Source organism: Streptomyces sp. NPDC093544 (genome assembly GCF_040683495.1).
Classification (GTDB): domain Bacteria; phylum Actinomycetota; class Actinomycetes; order Streptomycetales; family Streptomycetaceae; genus Streptomyces.
Genome location: NZ_JBFBEA010000036.1, coordinates 35,379 through 52,419, shown reverse-complemented (window position 1 = coordinate 52,419; position 17,041 = coordinate 35,379). Strand labels below are relative to the sequence as shown.

Below are 17,041 nucleotides of genomic sequence, written 5' to 3'. Positions count from 1 at the left end.
CGGGCCGGGTGCCGTCAGGTGCCCGGCTTGCGGCCGTACACGTAGACGTCGTCGCCGTTCTTCAGCAGCGACCAGTATTTCTTGGCGGTGGCCGTGGTCATGTTGACGCAGCCGTGCGAGCCCGGCGGATTCCACATGCTCAGGCCGACCGAGTGGAAGGCCTGGCCGCCGTCGAAGAACTGGCTGTAGGGCATGGGCACGTCGTAGATGCTGGAGACGTGGTCGATGTCCCGCCAGTAGATCTTCTTCAGCCCGGTGCGGGTCTCGTAGTTGTTGCGGCCCGTGCGGACGGGCACCGGCCCGTAGACGAGCCTGCTGCCGTCCTGGATCCAGCTGAGCTGGAGCGTGAGGTTGACGCAGGCGATGCGGCCCTTGTTGACCGGGCACTTGCCGTCCTTGTTGGGCTTGTTTCCGACGGCCTTCTGCTTGTTCATCAGGTCCATCACGCCCCAGGTGACGGATCCCGCGTACCCGATGTTCGGGGTGATGCCGTGCTTGTTCTGGAAGGCCTGGATCGCCTTGCAGTCGGCGGTGGACTGCCGTCCGTCGACCGGGCGGCCGAGGAACTTCTCGACCTGCTTCTGGTACGGGCCGACGCTCGTCGTACAGCTCGCGGCCTGCGCGGGCGCCGCGCCCAGCACGAGTGTCAGCGGCGCGACCAGTCCGGTGATGCCGAGCGCGATGGCTCCGCGTCTGCGTATGTCCCCCATGACGGACCTTTCCCTTGCGTTCTCTTCGCATCTTTCGCGATGTCCGACTGCTAGACCCGCGTCGGCGGGTGTGCGTTGTAGGGGCTGGTCAGGCTGCGACGAAACGGTGACATTGTCCGGCGCCGAGCAGCCCCTGAGCAGATCCACCGCCCGCGTGAGCCGTGCCGTGCACTGGACCAGTTTCCCTCAATTGGACCGGGATTCTCGCGTGCCGTCCGCCTACCCTGCCGCCATGCATCGCACACTCGCCGACGACCTCGACCGGCTCCCCGAGCTTCTCCAGTCCGCACGTGACTTCGCCGCGGAGGAGGTGAGCGGGCTGGCCGACCGTCCTGTGGCGCAGCTCGGCAAGGCGCCCGACCGCGAGCCCCTGCCTGCCGAGGGGACCGGTACCGAAGGCGCCCTTGCCCGTTTCGCCGAGCGCTGGGCCCCGGGCTTCTCCGGCTCAGCCGGCCCGCGCTATCTCGGCTTCGTCACGGGTGGCGCGACGCCGGCCGCGCTCACCGGGGACTGGCTGACCAGTGCGTACGACCAGAACGCGTCCGGTGGCGGTGACTCGTCCGCGACCGCCCTGGAGCACGAGACGCTGGGCTGGCTGCGCGAGCTGTTCGGGTTGAGCGAGGAGCACAGCGGTGCCTTCGTGACCGGGGCGACCGTCTCCACCACGGTCGGTCTGGCCATCGCGCGGGAGTGGCTCGGCGAGCGCCAGGGGGTGTCCGTGTCGGAGCAGGGCGCGGCTGCGCTCGGTCCGGTCGATGTGCTGTCCGGCAGTCCGCACTCCAGCGTCACCAAGGCGCTGTCCGTGCTCGGCATCGGGCGGGACCGGTTGCGCTCGGTTCCCGTGCTGTCCGGGAATCGCGAGGCGATCGATGTCGAGCAGCTTGCCGCCGCCCTCGACGCGCTGGGCAGCCGCCCGGCGATCGTCGTGGCGAACGCCGGGACCGTGAACACCGTCGACTTCGACGATCTGCGGGCCATCGCCGCGCTCAAGGAGCGGTACGACTTCTGGCTGCACGTGGACGCCGCGTTCGGCGGCTTCGCCGCGCTCTCGCCCTCGTACGCGCATCTCGTCGAGGGCCTCGACGCGGCCGACTCCGTCTGTGTCGACCTGCACAAGTGGCTCAACGTCCCCTACGACGCGGCCGTCCAGTTCACCCGGCGCCGGGACCTCCAGGTGCGGGTCTTCCACAACGCCTCGCCCTATCTCGGCCTGCCCACCGGCGACCCGGACTTCCTCCATCTCACACCGGAGAACTCCCGCCGGCTGCGCGCCCTGCCGACCTGGTTCGCGCTCACGGCGTACGGACGTGCGGGGCACCGCGAGATCGTCGAACGGAACGTCTCACTCGCCCGGCAGCTGGGCGAACGCATCGCGCAGGAAACGCGGTTGAGACTCCTCGCGCCGGTCCGGCTCAACGTCGTCTGCTTCACGCTCGCCGAGGACGCGGGCAAGGAGCGGGTGCATGAGTTCGCCCGGTCGATCGCCGCCTCGGGCGAAGCCTTCGTCACGCCGACGTTCTACGCCGGGACTCATGCGCTGCGGGCGGCGTTCAGCAACTGGCGTACGTCCGAGGCCGATGCGGATCGGGTGTTCGAAGCCCTGAAGGTCCACAGTGGTGTCGGACGGTCCTAAGAGTCGCCCCGTTGCCGGATCGCCTGCCGGAAGCCGGTGTTGACCGCCAGCAGACCCCCGTCCACGCACAGCGTCGTGCCGGTGATCCAGGCCGCGTCCCGGGAGGCGAGGAAAGCGACGGCGGCCGCGATGTCCTCCGGCTCGCCAACCCGTCCCAGTGGATACAGCCCGGCCGCCGTCTCAAGATCGGCTTCGCGTCCTTCCCACCCCCTGGTGCGGACCGTGCCCGGTGCCACCAGGTTGACGCGCACACCACGCGGGGCCGCGTGCCCGGCCAGGGTGCGGGTGAGTGACACCAGGCCTGCCTTGGCGGCGCTGTAGGCGTGGTTGCCGAAGTCCTGGAGGCCGTTGACCGAGCCGATGCTGACGACGGCGCCGTGGCCCGAGGCCACCAGGTGCGGGAGGGCCGCGCGGGAGCAGCGGTAGGCACCGGTCAGGGTGAGGTCGAGGTCGCGGGCCCACACCTCGTCGGGCTCGTCCTCGAAGAGCGGGGCATCAGGGGTGCAGCCGTACGCGTTGTTGACCAGCACATCCAGCGAGCCGAAGGCGTCCACGGCGTACGCGACAGCCGCCTCGACCGACGTCCGCTCCCCCACATCACAGGTGAACGCTTCGGCCCGCGCGCCCAGTTCGCGGATCGCCGCCGCCGTCTTCTCCGCCTCGGCCAGGTCCACATCGGTGACGAGTACCTGGCCACCCTCCTCGGCCAACCTACGGGCGGTGGCCGCGCCGATACCCCGGGCCGCCCCCGTGATCAGAACCCCATAGCCCTCGAAACGCCTCATCGCAGTCATGCGACGGACGGTAGTGCCGAGATCGTCAGGGCGACAGATACCCTGCGCTCAAGTCCACGGATACCGTGCGCCCATGTCCGCGTTCATACAACAACTCCCGGCGCTGATCGGCGTGGTCGTCGGTGCTCTCGGCTCCTATCTGGCCGTCATGCGAGGCGAACAGGTCCGCTTCCGGCGCGAACGGGCGGCGCGCTGGGAGGAACGGCGGCTCGCGGTGTACTCGGACTACGCGACGTCCCTCAAGAAGGCCGTCACTCTGACGTACCGCATCGCCTCCCACCTCGGGAACGACCCTCACCCGCACCCTTTGTCCCCCGAGGATGCCGCCCCTCTGCTGGCCGAGGCCACCGTCGGCCGGGACCCGGCGGGCGAGACACTGTTGCTGCTGGGTACACAGGAGGTGGTGGACAAGGCGCGGGTCTGGGTCCTCTCGGTCATCGAGATGGAACGGTTCCTGAGCGAGCGCGTCCACGATCCGCAGGCATGGCAGGTCCTGCTGGACCGCCGGCGCGCCGGGCGCGAGGAGTACTACGCGGCGGTCCGCAGGGATCTGGCGCTCCCGCCCGGCCACTCGGCACGATGGGAGGTCCCGCCGCCCAGCGCACGCGCCTGACCTCAGCGGTACCCCGTCGTGTCTGCCGTCTTGCCCGCGTCCTGGACCTCGACCATGTAGCGCCAGGCGTCAGGGCGGCTGTCGTCGTGGTCGGTGAAGCCGTACACCTGGGCGAGTTGTCCGCTGGAGAGTGAGTCGCCGTTCCAGCGGGCGACGTCCGGGTCGGCGGCCAGCGCGGCGACGGCGCGGCCCACGTAGAAGGGTGTTTCGGAGATACCGAAGTGCGGGACGCGCTCCAGGGCGTCGCGCCAGTTCTCCTCGGTCACGCCGAAGGTCTCGAGCATCATCTCCGAGCGGAGCCATCCGGGAGTGAGGGCGACCGCGGTGGCTCCGCGCGGGCCCAGTTCGTGGCCCAGTGCGAACGCCATGCGCAGGACGGACGACTTGGCGAGGTCGTAGAAGAAGGAGACCCGGTAGGTGTTCCGGTTGTACTCGGCGGTGCCGTCGGTCATCTCCACGACCAGGCCGCCGGGGTTGCGGAGCAGCAGGGGCAGCGCGTGATGGCTGGTGATCGCGTGGGTCTCGACGGCGAGGCGCAGCAGCCTGAGGCCCTTGTCGAGGTCGTGTTCCCAGACCGTCGACTCCCACTCGAAGAGCGTCTCGCCGCCCCAGATGTCATTGACGAGGACATCGAGGCGGCCCTGTTCGTCCGCGATACGGGCGACCAGGGCCTCGACCTCGGACGGGACCAGGTGGTCGGTGGGGATCGCGATGCCGCGGCCTCCCGCCGCCGTGACCAGCTCCGCCGTGTCCTCGACGGTCTCGGGGCGGTCGTACTCCGATCGCTTCGCGCGCGTGCTGCGGCCGGTCACGTAGACGGTGGAACCGGCCGCACCGAGCTCCACGGCGATCCCGCGACCGGCGCCCCGCGTCGCCCCGGCGACGAGTGCGACCTTGCCTTCCAACGTGTTCTGCAGCGGCCCCGACATGTCCGACCTCCGTGCTCGTAGATCTCACGCGATGCCTTCACGCATGCGTCCCTACGAGGGTCCCGCGAAAGCCGGACATCTCCTGTCGTCTTTTCCGGCGCGTCGAAGCCGATGCCACTTGGCCGGTTCGGTCAGTGGCCGCGCGCGATCCACTCCTCCAGGTGTGGGGCCTCGGCTCCGATCGTGGTCGAGTCGCCGTGTCCCGTACGGACGACGGTGTCGGCGGGAAGGGCGAGCAGCCGGTCCCGGATCGAGTCGACGATCGTCGGGAAGTCGGAGTACGAGCGGCCGGTGGCACCCGGGCCGCCCTGGAAGAGCGTGTCGCCGGTGAAGACGGTGCCCAGGCCCGGGTCGTACAGGCAGACCGCGCCCGGGGCGTGTCCCGGGGTGTGCAGCACGGTCAGGTCCGCGCCGGCCGCCTCGATCACCTGGCCGTCCTGGAGCCAGGCGTCGGGGAGGCGGTCCGGGTGGGTCTGCTTCCACAGCGGCAGATCGTCGGGGTGGAGCCAGATCGTGGCGCCGGTGCGCTCCGCGAGGGCGGGAGCGGCGTCGATGTGATCGTTGTGGGCGTGTGTGCACACGATGGCCAGCAGGCGCCGGTCGCCCACCGCCTCGGCGATGGCGTCGGCGTCGTGGGCGGCGTCGATGACGATCGCCTCGTGATCGTTTCCGACGATCCACACATTGTTGTCGACGTCCCAGGTGCCGCCGTCGAGCGAGAACGTGCCGGAGGTGACGAGATGCTCGATGCGAGCGGTCATCACAGCACCACCACCGAACGCAGCACGTCGCCGTGGTGCATCCGCTCGAAGGCGGGCTCCACCGCGTCCAGGGCGATCGTCTCGGTCACGAACGCGCCCAGGTCCAGGCGCCCTTGCAGATGCAGGTCGATCAGCAACGGGAAGTCGCGGGAGGGCAGGCAGTCGCCGTACCAGGACGACTTGAGGGCTCCGCCGCGCCCGAAGACGTCGAGCAGCGGCAGTTCCAGTTTCATTTCCGGCGTCGGTACGCCGACGAGCACGACCGTGCCCGCGAGGTCACGGGCGTAGAACGCCTGCTTGTACGTCTCCGGACGGCCCACCGCCTCGATGACGACGTCGGCGCCGAAACCGCCGGTGAGCTCGCGGATCGCCTCGACAGCGTCCGCCTGGGCGGAGTTGACGGTGTGCGTGGCGCCGATCTTCGAAGCGGTCGTCAGCTTCCTGTCGTCGATGTCGACCGCGATGATCTTCGCGGCGCCGGCGAGGCGGGCCCCCGCGATCGCCGCGTTGCCGACCCCTCCGCAGCCGATGACGGCGACGGAGTCGCCCCGGCCGACGTTCCCGGTGTTGATCGCGGCGCCGATGCCCGCCATGACTCCGCAGCCGAGGAGCCCGGCCACCGCCGGGGACACGGCCGGGTCGACCTTGGTGCACTGTCCGGCGGCGACCAGGGTCTTCTCGGCGAAGGCGCCGATGCCCAGGGCCGGGGACAGCTCCGTGCCGTCGGTGAGCGTCATCTTCTGCTTGGCGTTGTGCGTGTTGAAGCAGTACCAGGGCCGCCCGCGCAGACACGTACGACAATTCCCGCACACCGCACGCCAGTTGAGGATGACGAAGTCGCCCGGCGCGACGTCGGTGACGCCGTCGCCGACCGACTCGACCACGCCCGACGCCTCGTGGCCCAGCAAGAAGGGGAAGTCGTCGCTGATACCGCCCTGTTTGTAGTGCAGGTCGGTGTGACAGACCCCGCAGGCCTGGATCTGTACAACGGCCTCTCCCGGCCCCGGATCCGGCACGACGATGGTCTCGACACGCACCGGCTCGTTCTTGCCCGGTGCGATCACGCCCCGTACTTCCTGCGCCATGTTGATCAGCCTTCCGTAGGTCGAGGTCCACGTTCCCTCAGCCGACCCTACGGCGTGACCGACTGGTAGAAGGCCAGGTGGTGCGCGGCGGCCTCGGTCCAGGTGTGGCGGGCGGCCAGCTCCCGGCCGGCCGCCGTGCGGGCGGGTTCGTACGAGTCGAGCGCGCGGCCGAGTTCGGCGGCGAGGGACTGCGGTGAGTCCGCGAACCGGGCGGCCGGGCCGAACACCTCACGCAGCACGGGAAGATCCCGGACGACCAGCGGGACCCCGGCCGCGAGTGCCTCCATCGCGGCCAGCCCGAAGCCCTCCTTCAGGGACGGGAAGGCGAAGGCGTCGGCGGCGGCGACGAGTGAGGGCAGTTCGTCGTCGGCGACGGCTCCCAGCACCAGGGGCTGCACGCCCAGCTCCGCCGCCCGGGTTTCCCAGCGGGTTCGGTAGTCGCGGTAGTCGAAGAGGGTCTCGCCACCCGCGATCACCAGCCGTATGCCGGGGTGTCCGGTACGCATCAGCGCGTACGCCTCCAGCAGGTCGAGCGAGCCCTTCCGCGGCTCGATGCCGCCGACGGTGAGGACATAGGGGCCGAGTCGGGAGCGCCAGGCCGCGCGCGCCGCCCGGTCCGTGGTGGCGAAGCGCTCGTACGCCACTCCGTTGGGGATGACCGCGGGTTTCAGTCCCCACCCGTCGGCGAGTTCGTCGGCGACCGACCGCGAGACGCAGATGTGCGCGTACGGCTCGACGACGGCCCGTTCGTGGCAGGCGGCGAGCTCGGGGGTGGTGAATTGGTCGAGGTGGTGGACGGTGCGGATGCAGCGGCCCGCGGCGTTGGCGCTGATGCAGTCCTGGGCGTGGACGATGTCGTACGGGGCGGGGTCGAAGGCGTCGCGGAGGGTGGCGATGGAGCGCAGGATGCGCGCGCCGACGGTCTCGGCCGGCGGGCCGTCGGGGAACGGTACGACGCGCAGGCGCACGGCCGCGTCCACGGGCCGGAAGAAGCCGGAGTCGCCGCCCCGGCCGAGCGTCCAGACCGTGACGTCCTCGCCGGCCGCGGCCAGCGCCTCGGCGAGGGCGAGGGTGTGTACGACGCCGCCGCGCGGCTTGGTGGAGTAGCTGAGCAGCGCGATCCTCACGAGGAAACCTCCCGGTAGGCGGCGGGGCGTTGCTCGCCGAGGTGGCGGTCCATCCCGACGACGACGCTGATCAGCGCGGTCCTCACGAAGGAACCTCCCGGTACGCGGCCGGGCGGCGCTCGCCGAGGTGGCGCAGGACGCGGCGGGCGCGGTCCATCTCGGCGGCGACGTCGACCTCGGCGACCGCGAGGCCCGCCTTGGCCCAGGTGCGGGCGAGGATGTCGCCGCCGGGGCCGACGACCTTGGACTGGCCGAGGAAGCGCATGCCGCCCATGGCGCCGGTCTGGTTGGAGGAGGCGAGGACGACCTGGTTCTCGGCGGCGCGGGCCTGGTCGTACAGGTCGAAGAGTTTGGCCTGCCGGTCCTGAGCCATGCGCGGGGCACGGTTGGTGATGCTGGTGGGCCAGGCGGAGAGGCAGGCGAGGATCTCGGCGCCGTCCAGGGCCAGTGAGCGGGCGGACTCCGGGAACGTCTTGTCGTAGTCGATGAGCATGCCGATCCGGCCGACGGGGGTGTCGAAGGCGTCGAAGCGGTCGCCCGGCGCGTACGCGGCGACCTCACCGGCCGGGAGGTGGACCTTGCGATGGCGGCCGAGGACGCCGTCGCCGCTGACGCACACGGCGGCGTTGTAGTGCTCGGTCCCGCCGTCCTCGCAGTAGCCGACGCAGACGACCATCTCGGCGGCGAGGCGGGCGACTTGGAGGATCAGCGGGTCGTCCGGCTTGAGCGCGGGCGGCAGGGCGTCGGGGTCGGGGTGGCGCAGGTCGGCGAGGTAGCCGCCGAGCGCGGCGTCGGGCAGGACGAGCAGTCCGGCGCCCGAGCCTCGGGCGTCCTCGATGATCTTCGCGATGCGTGCGAGGTCGAACTCCAGGTCGCGGCCGAAGTGGGCGGCGGCGGCCGCGATCCGGATGGTGCTCATGGGCTGACTGCTCCTGCGTACGTGTAGGTTTCCGGGCGCCGGTCGCGCAGGTGCCCCATCGAGCGGCGGGCGGTCTCCAGGGCCTGCGCGACGTCGAGTTCGGCGATCGCCAGACCGGACCCGACCCCCGTGTCGGCGAGGATCTCACCGCCGGGGTCGACGACCTTGGCGCTGCCGACGAAGCGTAGCGACCCGAAGGTACCTGCCTGGTTGGCGGAGATCCACACGATCTGGTTCTCCAGGGCACGAGCCCGGTCGAAGAGATCGAAGCGGCGCTTCCAGCGGTCGTTGACCAGGTCCGTGGTGGCGTGGGTCCTCGCGCCGGGCCAGGCCGAGACACAGACTCCGATCTCGGCGCCGTCCAGCGCCAGCGCCCGTGCGGACTCCGGGAACGCCTTGTCGTAGCAGATCATCATGCCGATCCGGCCGACCGGTGTGTCGAAGGCGTGGAAGCGGTCTCCGGACGCGTAGCTGGCGTCCTCACTGAGCGGCTGGTGGACCTTGCGGTGATTGCCGAGCACGCCGTCGCCGTTGACGCAGACGACGCTGTTGTAGCGGGCGTCGCCGTCGGCCTCGCAGTAGCCCGCGACCACCGTCAACTCCCCGGCCAGGGCGGCCAGTCGGCGGATCTCGCGGCCGTCGAGGGCGAGCGCGGGCGGACCTTCGTCGGACGCGGAGTCGTCGAGGCTGAGCAGATAGCCGCCCAGGCAGGCCTCCGGCAGGGCGAGAAGCCCTACGCCCTCGGCCCGCGCCTCCTTGATCAGCCGCTCCACGACGGCGAAGTCCTCTTCGAGGTCACGGCCGAACTCGGCGGAGACGGCGGCCATACGAAGAGTGCCGGTGCGAAGGGTGCCGGTGCGAAGGGTGGCTGGGCGGGGGGTGGCTGGGCGGGGGGTGCTCGTCCGGCTCACGCTTGTGCGGTCGGTGCTCATGCGATCGGTGCGCGTGCCGTCCGTACTCACGCCGTCCGTACTCACGCCGTCGGTACTCGTGCCATCCGTACTCATGCCATCCGTGCTCACACGGTCCCGGCTCACGCCGTCGTGCCTCGTGCCGTCCGTACTCATGCGGTCCCCATTCCGGTCACCGGTCCGGTGACGGCTTCGGTGATCTCTCCGTCGGGCCAGCGCAGCCCGACGCCGTGTCCCGCGGTCAGCTCTCCGCAGCGGGCCCCTGTGGCGGGACCGGCGGGGAGGGGCGGCGCGTCCGGCTCGTCGGCGGTGAGCATCGCGAAGCCGGGGAAGCAGGTGAGCCAGTCGCCCATGGCCGCCGCTGCGGGGCGCGGCACGGCGGCCACGTCGAGCACGGCGCCGCAGCCGCTCGCCTCGGCGAGCATGCCCAGGGTCCCGGCGATCCCGGCCATCGACACGTCCTTCGCGGCGGCGGGCCGAACCGCTGCCACCGCCCCCGTCATGGTGCGGAGTTCGTCCCTCCGGCGGTGACTGGACGAGTCCCACTGGCGCCCCCGGTACCCCTGGCGCCAGCCGCCGCCCAGGTCCGCTGTGAGCCGCACCGCGTGCCCCGGACGCCCGCCGCCGCCCGGCACCGGGTGGTCCGTGCGGCCGAGCGCGGTCACGGACAGGGCGGCTGGCACGCCGAGTTGGGTGTGCCCGCCGAGGACCGGGACGCCGTACGCCCGCGCCGCCCGGCCTAGCCCGGCGAGGATCCGCGCCGCATGCCAGGCGTCCTTCGCGCCCACCGCGTCGAGCAGCCCGACGGGCGAAGCGCCCATCGCCGCAAGGTCGTTGACGTTGACCAGGACTGAGCACCAGCCCGCCCAGTCGGGGTCCCGCTCGACCATGGACGGCACGATCGCGTCGCAGGCGGCGATCACATCCGTACCGGCGACGGGTGCGCCGTCGTCGCCCACGTATCCGAGTGGCGCCGGCGTCAGTGCGCGGAGCAGGGGGCCGAGCGGGGCCTTGGTGGCCGCGGTCTGCGCGGCGATGCGTCCGATCGGCCACCGCATGAGGACATGCGGACGATCCGCGACGACGACCTCCCTGACGGGCTGCCAGCCAAGTCGCTTGAACAGCAGCTGATTTCGGACCTGGACGGTGGCGTCGAAGCGCAGGACGCCCTCGGCCTCCGCCCGTGCGCAGGCGGCCCGCACCAGGGCGGCGCCGATCCCCCGCGGGCCCCTGGCGCCGGGCGCGACGACCAGCCGGCCGCCCGCCCACCAGCCGAGGTCCGGGCCGTCGTCCACTGGGCCGAGCCGAACGCCTCCGAGGACGGCGCCTGATCGGTCCTTGGCGACCAGGACCAGGGTGCGGGAGTCGTCGTCGCGGTCATCGAGGTCATGCCCCGCGAAGATCCCCTGTTCGTGGACGAAAGTGTCCCGGCGCAACCGCCCATAGGCTCTCAACTCACCTTTGGACGACGCCTCTTCGATATGGAAGCCAGGCTGCCGTGCGAGTGTGCTGAGGTCGCCGAGCAGCGCGAGGATGTCCTCCGCGCGTTCCTCCGCCACAGGCACGGTCGTTGTCGCTCCGTCGAGGTACACGGCTCACCCACCCGCCGTCCTGAGCACACTGCACGCCCCGCAGGCCGCACAACCGGCCTGCTGGTCCGCGCCGTTCATCTCCGCCGCGCGCAGTTTCGCCGCGACGCCCTCGGTGACGTACCGCAGCAGCGCGGCGCTCGGGGCCTCGGCGCCGTCGCGGGCGGCCAGCGTGCCGCCCATCGGGCGGAAGGGAACAACGAACGGATACACGCCGCGGTCGATCAACCTCCCTGCTCCCGCGATGAGTTCGTCGGGATCCTCACCGAGACCGACGAGCAGGTACGTGGAGACACGGTTGGGCCCGAACACCCGGACCGCCTCGTCCCACGCGGCCTCGTACTCCTCCAGGGGCACGGTCGACTTGCCGGGCATCCAGCGCCGCCGTACCGCGTCGTCGAGGGACTCGACATGGATACCGATGGCCGTCGCCCCGGCGTCGTGCAGCTCTCGGATCCACACCAGGTCGCCGGGTGGTTCGCACTGCACCTGGACGGGCAGTCCCGGCACGGCTTCGAGGACGGCACGCACGGACCGTACAAGATTGCGGGCGCCCCGGTCCGGCCCTGTCGTCGTGCCGGTGGTCATGACCATCTGCCGTACACCGTCCAACCGGACCGCCGCCTCGGCGACTTCGGCGAGCTGCGCCGGGGTCTTGGCGGCGACCGTCGCACCGGAGCGCAGGGACTCCTCGATGGTGCAGAAACGGCACCGGTCGGACTCGGCATAGCGGATACAGGTCTGCACGACGGTCGTGGCGAGGACGTCGGCGCCGTGGAGGCGGGCGATGTGCTCGTACGGGGTGCCGTCGGCGGTGGTCAGGTCGTAGAACTTGGGACGCTGGACGGCGGTCAGCGTCAGGCCGGTGTCGTCGTCGCCGAGCCATACCCGGCCGTCCCGGACCGAGTACGGGCTGTCGGGGTTGCGGGGCAGCGCCGCGTTGGCACCGTCGACAAGGACGTGCCCGTCGTCGCTGGGTCCGGCGCCGTCGGGACGCCGTACGGGAGCCTCCAACCGGACTCCGTGGAGGGCGAGTTCGGCGCGGGTCGTGATCCGCACGTCGACCGGACCCGTCCCCTTCGTCTCTGTGTCGGTGCCAACGCTCACGGCTTGCCTCTCAGAGCTGGTAGGTCGAGTTGATGATGGCGCCCTTGCGCGCGTAGTGGATCAGCGCGTCCTGGACGTCGAGCGGGTGGGTCGGGATGACGCCCTCGATCAGGTCCTCCTCGCGGGCGCCGTGCAGGGACAGACCGAAGCGGCAGCAGTAGACCTTGCCGCCCTCCCCGAGGAACGTCTTGAGCTGGTTGTTGATGTTGTGCTCGCCCGGGAAGGCCGAGTTGCCGACGGTCGGAAAGCCGCGCGTGGCAAGGCAGTTCAGCGAGCCTGGCCCGTAGAAGTAGATGGCGGTCTCGAAGCCCTTGCGCAGGGCGCGGGTTGCCTGCAGGACGGCGACGAAGGAGACCGAGGACTCGTGAGCGATGCCGTGGACGAGGGTGAAGTACGTCTCGCCGTCCTCGGCCTTGTAGTCGGGGAAGACCTTGGTGTCGCCGTAGATGCTGGTGCCCTCGGGGAGGGACGGGTGCGGGATCTCGGTGAGGGACTTCTGCTCGATCTCGCTGAGTTCGACGGTTTCCGACATGGCTGTCTCCTTGGGACGTGTGGGTGAGCGAGGGTTGTACGGGGTCGGAGAAGGTCGTACGTGGGTGAGGGGTGGGCGGGTCAGTCGTAGAGCGTGGCGAACGTGTCCCGGAAGACCCGCTCGCCGAGTTCGCCGCCGCCGGCCGCGGCGGTCATCCGGGCGTACTCGCCCGCGAAATCGCCCCAGGGCTGGTCGCTGGCGAAGAGCACCCGGTCGTGGCCGATACCGCGGTGCTCGATCTCCCGGGCCAGCCAGTACGGGGCGAAGCCGATGGCCCAGGAGAGGTCGGTGTAGACGCGCTTGCCCGACTCGATCCAGTCGAAGAAGCGGGAGCCCACGAGTTTGATGTGACCGCTCATCCCGCCGCCGAAGTGGACGAGATGGACGGGGACTTGGTCGGCGTACCAGTCGACGAGGTGGCCGACCTCGTCGATGTCGGAGGCGGCGCCGGGCGAGGTGTGCACATGCACCACGAGATCCAGGCGCTCGGCTTCTTGGAAGATCCGGTCGAGGAGCGGACGGCAGGCGGGGTCGGTGGGGCGCCCGCCGAGGAGAAAGCTGAGCTTGAGGGCGCGTACGCCGTCCTCCCTGGCCAGAGAGAGGGCGTGCGTGGTGCGGTCCTCGTCCGCGGGGCGCGGGGAGACCCACAGGCCTGCCCGGATGCGGTCGTCGGTCTGGGCGGCTTCGATGGCCAACTCATTGAAGGAGAAGGCGATGTCGGGATCGGGGACGCCGTAGTTGGGGAGGACGAGGGCGCGTTCGGTGCCCTCGGCGTCGAGGTCGGCGAGGAGTTGCTTGACGGTGGCACGGGCGGTGGTGTCCGGGTTGACGGGCGGGCCGCCGTAGAAGGGGTACGCGGGCAGGACACCGATGTGGCGGTGTGCGTCGAAGACCATGTCCGTGCTTTCAGCCGACGGGAAGGGCGGAAGCGAGCTCGGTGGGGGCGCCGGTGAGGGTGCCGCAGACATCGGCGAGGCGGCGCGAGGCGTCGATGTGACCTGCGAGGAACTCGGCGTCCCGGCCGACGGCTTCGAAGCGCCCCGAGCCCCACGAGAACTGCCAGGGCAGGCCCAGGAAGTACAGGCCGGGCGTGCTGGTGACGCCTCTCCAGTGCATGGGGTAGCCGCGGCCGTCGAAGACGGGTATCTCGATCCACCGATGGTCGCGGGTGAAGCCGGTGGACCAGATGACGGAGGTGATCCCGACCTCGGCCAGGTCGAGCGCGGCCGGCTGCTCGGCCGGCTCCCACACGGGTACGTAGCGGGCCTCGTCCGGCGCCGACAGGCCCCGCGTCGTGATGTGCGCGTCGATGGCGTCCTTGATGCCCTCGGCCACGGCATCGGCCCGGTCGAGGTTCACCTTCAAGTCGTCGGCGAACTCCAGGATTCCGCTGTCGATGCCGGTCAGCCGTCCGTACAGGCGCATTCCGTCGCGGGCGAAGGCACGGAGGTCGATGTCTCTGCCTCCGTCGCGCCCGGTGACGTAGTGGTTGACGCGCATCCGGACGGCGGCCGCGTCGTCGAAGTGGTCGATGCCCTTCGCGTAGTGGCCCATCTCGTCGAGCCAGGCGACGCAGTCCCGGCCGCGGTAGAAGCGGGCCACCCGGGGTGCGCTGCCGACGGCCAGGTGGACCTGGCGCCCCGCGAGGTGCAGATCCTCGGCGATCTGGCAGCCGGACTGTCCGGTGCCCACCACCAGGACGGCCCCGGCGGGGAGTTGGGCAGGGTTGCGGTAGCGGGAGGAGTGGAACTGCTCGACCCTGCCGGGCAGCCGCTCGGCCATCCGCGGGACGGAAGGAGTGTGGTAGGGGCCGGTGGCGACCACCACCTGATCGGCGGTGAACTCCCCCGCACTGGTGGCCAGTTCGAAGACGCCACTCGGAGAGCGGCGCAGCCCGGTGACGGACACGCCCTCGACCAGCGGCGGTTCGAAGCGGGCGACGTACTCCTCCAGATAGCGCACGATCTCCGTGCGCACCATGAACCCGTCCGGATCGGGCCCGGCATAGGGGTGACCGGGCAGTCTGCACTGCCAGTTGGGAGTGACGAGGCAGAAAGAGTCCCAGCGCCGCTCGCGCCACTCGTGGCCGACCCTGTTCGCCTCGATCACCACGTGCTCGATACCACGCTCGCGCAGACAGTGACTGACGGAGAGTCCCGCCTGGCCACCACCGACGACCGCCACCGGATAATGGGCTCCGTACAGCTCAGGCATGAAGTCCTCCATGCGCGGGGCGAGGTTGTCGGGGGCGACCCTCTCGGGTCTCGCACCTCGCCGCTGCTTGTGAGGACCACTTCAGCCACGGCCGATTGCCGAATGACTTCATCCGGAACAAAGCGGGGTTACCAAAACCTCACTTGTTGCCTGGCAGGCAAGTTCTCGGCACTGCTCCTCGTCGCCGGCCTTCGTTCCCCGCTTTCGTTCCCGGCTTTCGTTCCCGGCCTTCTTCACTGACGCCATCGAGATGCCGCGCGCGCAACGTCGACCCGTCTCACCGACGTAGCCTGAACGCACCGCACAGACCCCGCACAAGGAGCGCCGTGAGCACTACCGCAGCCAAGCCCGAGGCACCCGCGTGGCGCCTGCTGTTCGGGTATGTACGACCGCATCGATGGGCGCTCCTTGCGGGCGGGTTGCTGGCCCTCACGACCGGGGCCACCGGGCTGGTGCTGCCGCTGGTGGCGCGCGGACTCATCGACGATCTGTCGCACGACCGCCCCATCACCGGGGCGCTTTTCGGCATGGCTGCGCTGGTGGTGACCAACGCGGCGGTGGGCGCGTCGGGTTCGTACGTTCTGCGGCGCACCGCCGAGTCGGTGGTGCTCGGCGCGCGGCGCGCCCTGTCGTCGTATCTGCTGCGGCTGCGCATACCTGCCGTGGACCGCAGCGAGCCGGGCGACCTGATGGCCCGGATCACCTCCGACACGACATTGCTGCGCGAGGTCACGACGGATTCACTGGTCGGCTTCGGCACCGGAGGACTCACCCTCGCCGCGACGGTGGTGATGATGGGCCTGGTCGACCCGGTGCTCCTTGGCGTCACGCTGGCCGTGATCCTGTGTGCGGGCACCGTCCTCGGCGTGATCGTGCCGCGCATCAACCGGGCGAGCAAACGGGCGCAGGACGCGGTCGGCGTGATGGGCGCCTCGTTGGAACGGATCCTCGGCGCGCTCCGCACGATCAAGGCGTCCGGTGCCGAGCACCGCGAGGAGCAGGCCATCCACGCGGCCGCCGAGGAGTCGTGGCGGCAGAGCGTGCACGCCGCCAAGTGGTCGGCCGCCGCGGGCAATACGGCCGGTCTGGCGATGCAGATCGCGTTCATCACGGTGCTGGCGGTGGGCGGCGCCCGCGTCGCGACCGGCGCCATCGACGTCGGCACGCTCGTCGCGTTCCTCCTCTACGTCTTCTATCTGATGTCGCCGATCCAGCAACTCGTCGGTGCGATCACGCAGTACCAGACCGGCGCCGGCGCACTCGCCCGCATCCAGGAGGCCCTGCGGCTCCCCGCCGAGCCCTCCGCCCTGCCCGCGCCACTGCCGTCCCCGAACGCCGAACCCGCCGCGCTCACCTTCGACGACGTGCGCTTCCGGTATGCCGACGATCTGCCGTACGTCCACCACGGTGTGACGTTCGCCGTCCCGGCCCGCGGCATGACGGCGTTCGTCGGACCCTCCGGCGCGGGCAAGACGACCGTCTTCTCCCTCATCGAGCGGTTCTACGACCCCGAGGCGGGCGCCATCACGTTCGACGGCCGCCGGTTGGAGGACTGGGATCTGCCCGAGCTGCGTTCCTCGATCGGTTACGTGGAGCAGGACGCGCCCGTCCTTTCGGGCTCCCTCCTCGACAACCTGCTGCTCGGCAACCCGGACGCCGACGGCACTGACGTCACACGCGTGCTGAAGACGACACGTCTCGACGGACTCGTCGCCCGGTTGCCGCTCGGCCTGGACACTCTGGTCGGCCACCGCGGCACCAAGCTGTCCGGCGGCGAGCGTCAGCGCGTCGCCATCGCCCGCGCCCTGCTGCGCCACCCCCGCCTGCTGCTCCTCGACGAGGCGACATCGCAGCTCGACGCCGTGAACGAGGCCGCGCTGCGCGACACGGTCGCCGATGTCGCCCGTACGACGACGGTCCTCGTGGTCGCGCACCGGCTGTCCACGGTCACGATGGCCGACCGGATCGTCGTCATGGACGCGGGCCGCGTCCGCGCGGTGGGCACCCACCGCGAACTCGTGGCCGGGGACCCGCTCTACGCGGAACTGGCGGCCACGCAATTCCTCGCCACCGTCGGCTGACCGGCCGGCCCGGCCCCCGGTGCACCTGCCCGGGGG

At 70.7% G+C, this 17,041-nt stretch carries 16 protein-coding genes; 3 read left to right on the top strand and 13 right to left on the bottom strand.

Going from position 1 to position 17,041, the window contains the following annotated elements; all coding sequences use genetic code 11:
• Nucleotides 1-14: 14 nt before the first annotated feature.
• The gene (locus AB0N66_RS37700) at nucleotides 15-710 is read right to left on the bottom strand and encodes a L,D-transpeptidase family protein (protein ID WP_365443741.1); all 696 of its coding nucleotides are present in this window, start codon (nucleotides 708-710) and stop codon (nucleotides 15-17) included.
• A gap of 232 nt (nucleotides 711-942) precedes the next feature.
• On the opposite strand from AB0N66_RS37700, the gene AB0N66_RS37695 reads away from it, so the two are divergent.
• On the top strand, nucleotides 943-2,343 hold the full coding sequence (locus AB0N66_RS37695) for a pyridoxal-dependent decarboxylase (protein WP_365443738.1): 1,401 nt from the start codon (nucleotides 943-945) through the stop codon (nucleotides 2,341-2,343).
• Here AB0N66_RS37695 and AB0N66_RS37690 read toward each other — a convergent pair.
• Nucleotides 2,340-3,137 carry an SDR family NAD(P)-dependent oxidoreductase gene (locus AB0N66_RS37690; RefSeq protein ID WP_365443735.1) on the bottom strand — a complete coding sequence of 266 codons (798 nt, stop codon included), beginning with the start codon at nucleotides 3,135-3,137 and terminating at the stop codon, nucleotides 2,340-2,342. The genes AB0N66_RS37695 and AB0N66_RS37690 overlap by 4 nt on opposite strands.
• A gap of 73 nt (nucleotides 3,138-3,210) precedes the next feature.
• Between AB0N66_RS37690 and AB0N66_RS37685 the strand changes: the two genes are divergently transcribed.
• A complete protein-coding gene (locus AB0N66_RS37685; RefSeq protein ID WP_365443732.1) occupies nucleotides 3,211-3,750 on the top strand; it encodes a hypothetical protein in 540 nt (179 codons plus the stop codon).
• A gap of 2 nt (nucleotides 3,751-3,752) precedes the next feature.
• On the opposite strand, the gene AB0N66_RS37680 is transcribed toward AB0N66_RS37685, so the two are convergent.
• From AB0N66_RS37680 to AB0N66_RS37630, 11 genes are all read right to left on the bottom strand, one after another.
• Nucleotides 3,753-4,679 carry an SDR family oxidoreductase gene (locus tag AB0N66_RS37680; protein WP_365443729.1) on the bottom strand — a complete coding sequence of 309 codons (927 nt, stop codon included), beginning with the start codon at nucleotides 4,677-4,679 and terminating at the stop codon, nucleotides 3,753-3,755.
• 131 nt (nucleotides 4,680-4,810) lie between these two features.
• Complete coding sequence (locus AB0N66_RS37675; RefSeq protein WP_365443726.1) at nucleotides 4,811-5,440, bottom strand: MBL fold metallo-hydrolase; 630 nt, start codon at nucleotides 5,438-5,440, stop codon at nucleotides 4,811-4,813.
• Entirely contained in the window at nucleotides 5,440-6,525 is a 1,086-nt protein-coding gene (locus AB0N66_RS37670; RefSeq protein ID WP_365443723.1) for an S-(hydroxymethyl)mycothiol dehydrogenase, read from the bottom strand. Before AB0N66_RS37670 ends, AB0N66_RS37675 begins: the two co-directional genes overlap by 1 nt.
• A 47-nt stretch (nucleotides 6,526-6,572) precedes the next feature.
• Entirely contained in the window at nucleotides 6,573-7,652 is a 1,080-nt protein-coding gene (locus AB0N66_RS37665) for an MSMEG_0565 family glycosyltransferase (protein ID WP_365443720.1), read from the bottom strand.
• Between the two features lie 82 nt (nucleotides 7,653-7,734).
• Nucleotides 7,735-8,571, bottom strand: a complete 837-nt coding sequence (locus tag AB0N66_RS37660) for a carbon-nitrogen hydrolase family protein (protein WP_365443717.1) — start codon at nucleotides 8,569-8,571, stop codon at nucleotides 7,735-7,737.
• On the bottom strand, nucleotides 8,568-9,398 hold the full coding sequence (locus AB0N66_RS37655) for a carbon-nitrogen hydrolase family protein (RefSeq protein WP_365443714.1): 831 nt from the start codon (nucleotides 9,396-9,398) through the stop codon (nucleotides 8,568-8,570). The genes AB0N66_RS37660 and AB0N66_RS37655 overlap by 4 nt, the downstream gene beginning before the upstream one ends.
• A gap of 236 nt (nucleotides 9,399-9,634) precedes the next feature.
• The gene (locus AB0N66_RS37650; RefSeq protein WP_365443711.1) at nucleotides 9,635-11,047 is read right to left on the bottom strand and encodes an MSMEG_0567/sll0787 family protein; all 1,413 of its coding nucleotides are present in this window, start codon (nucleotides 11,045-11,047) and stop codon (nucleotides 9,635-9,637) included.
• A 30-nt stretch (nucleotides 11,048-11,077) separates the two neighbouring features.
• Nucleotides 11,078-12,178: an MSMEG_0568 family radical SAM protein gene (locus AB0N66_RS37645; RefSeq protein WP_365443708.1), complete on the bottom strand. Its 1,101-nt coding sequence runs from the start codon at nucleotides 12,176-12,178 to the stop codon at nucleotides 11,078-11,080.
• A gap of 10 nt (nucleotides 12,179-12,188) precedes the next feature.
• Nucleotides 12,189-12,710, bottom strand: a complete 522-nt coding sequence (locus AB0N66_RS37640) for an MSMEG_0572/Sll0783 family nitrogen starvation response protein (RefSeq protein WP_365443705.1) — start codon at nucleotides 12,708-12,710, stop codon at nucleotides 12,189-12,191.
• 80 nt (nucleotides 12,711-12,790) lie between these two features.
• Nucleotides 12,791-13,606, bottom strand: a complete 816-nt coding sequence (locus AB0N66_RS37635; protein ID WP_365443702.1) for an amidohydrolase family protein — start codon at nucleotides 13,604-13,606, stop codon at nucleotides 12,791-12,793.
• 10 nt (nucleotides 13,607-13,616) lie between these two features.
• On the bottom strand, nucleotides 13,617-14,924 hold the full coding sequence (locus AB0N66_RS37630; RefSeq protein ID WP_365443699.1) for an MSMEG_0569 family flavin-dependent oxidoreductase: 1,308 nt from the start codon (nucleotides 14,922-14,924) through the stop codon (nucleotides 13,617-13,619).
• Nucleotides 14,925-15,250: 326 nt separating this feature from the next.
• On the opposite strand from AB0N66_RS37630, the gene AB0N66_RS37625 reads away from it, so the two are divergent.
• A complete protein-coding gene (locus tag AB0N66_RS37625) occupies nucleotides 15,251-17,005 on the top strand; it encodes an ABC transporter ATP-binding protein (RefSeq protein WP_365443697.1) in 1,755 nt (584 codons plus the stop codon).
• Nucleotides 17,006-17,041 lie beyond the last annotated feature (36 nt).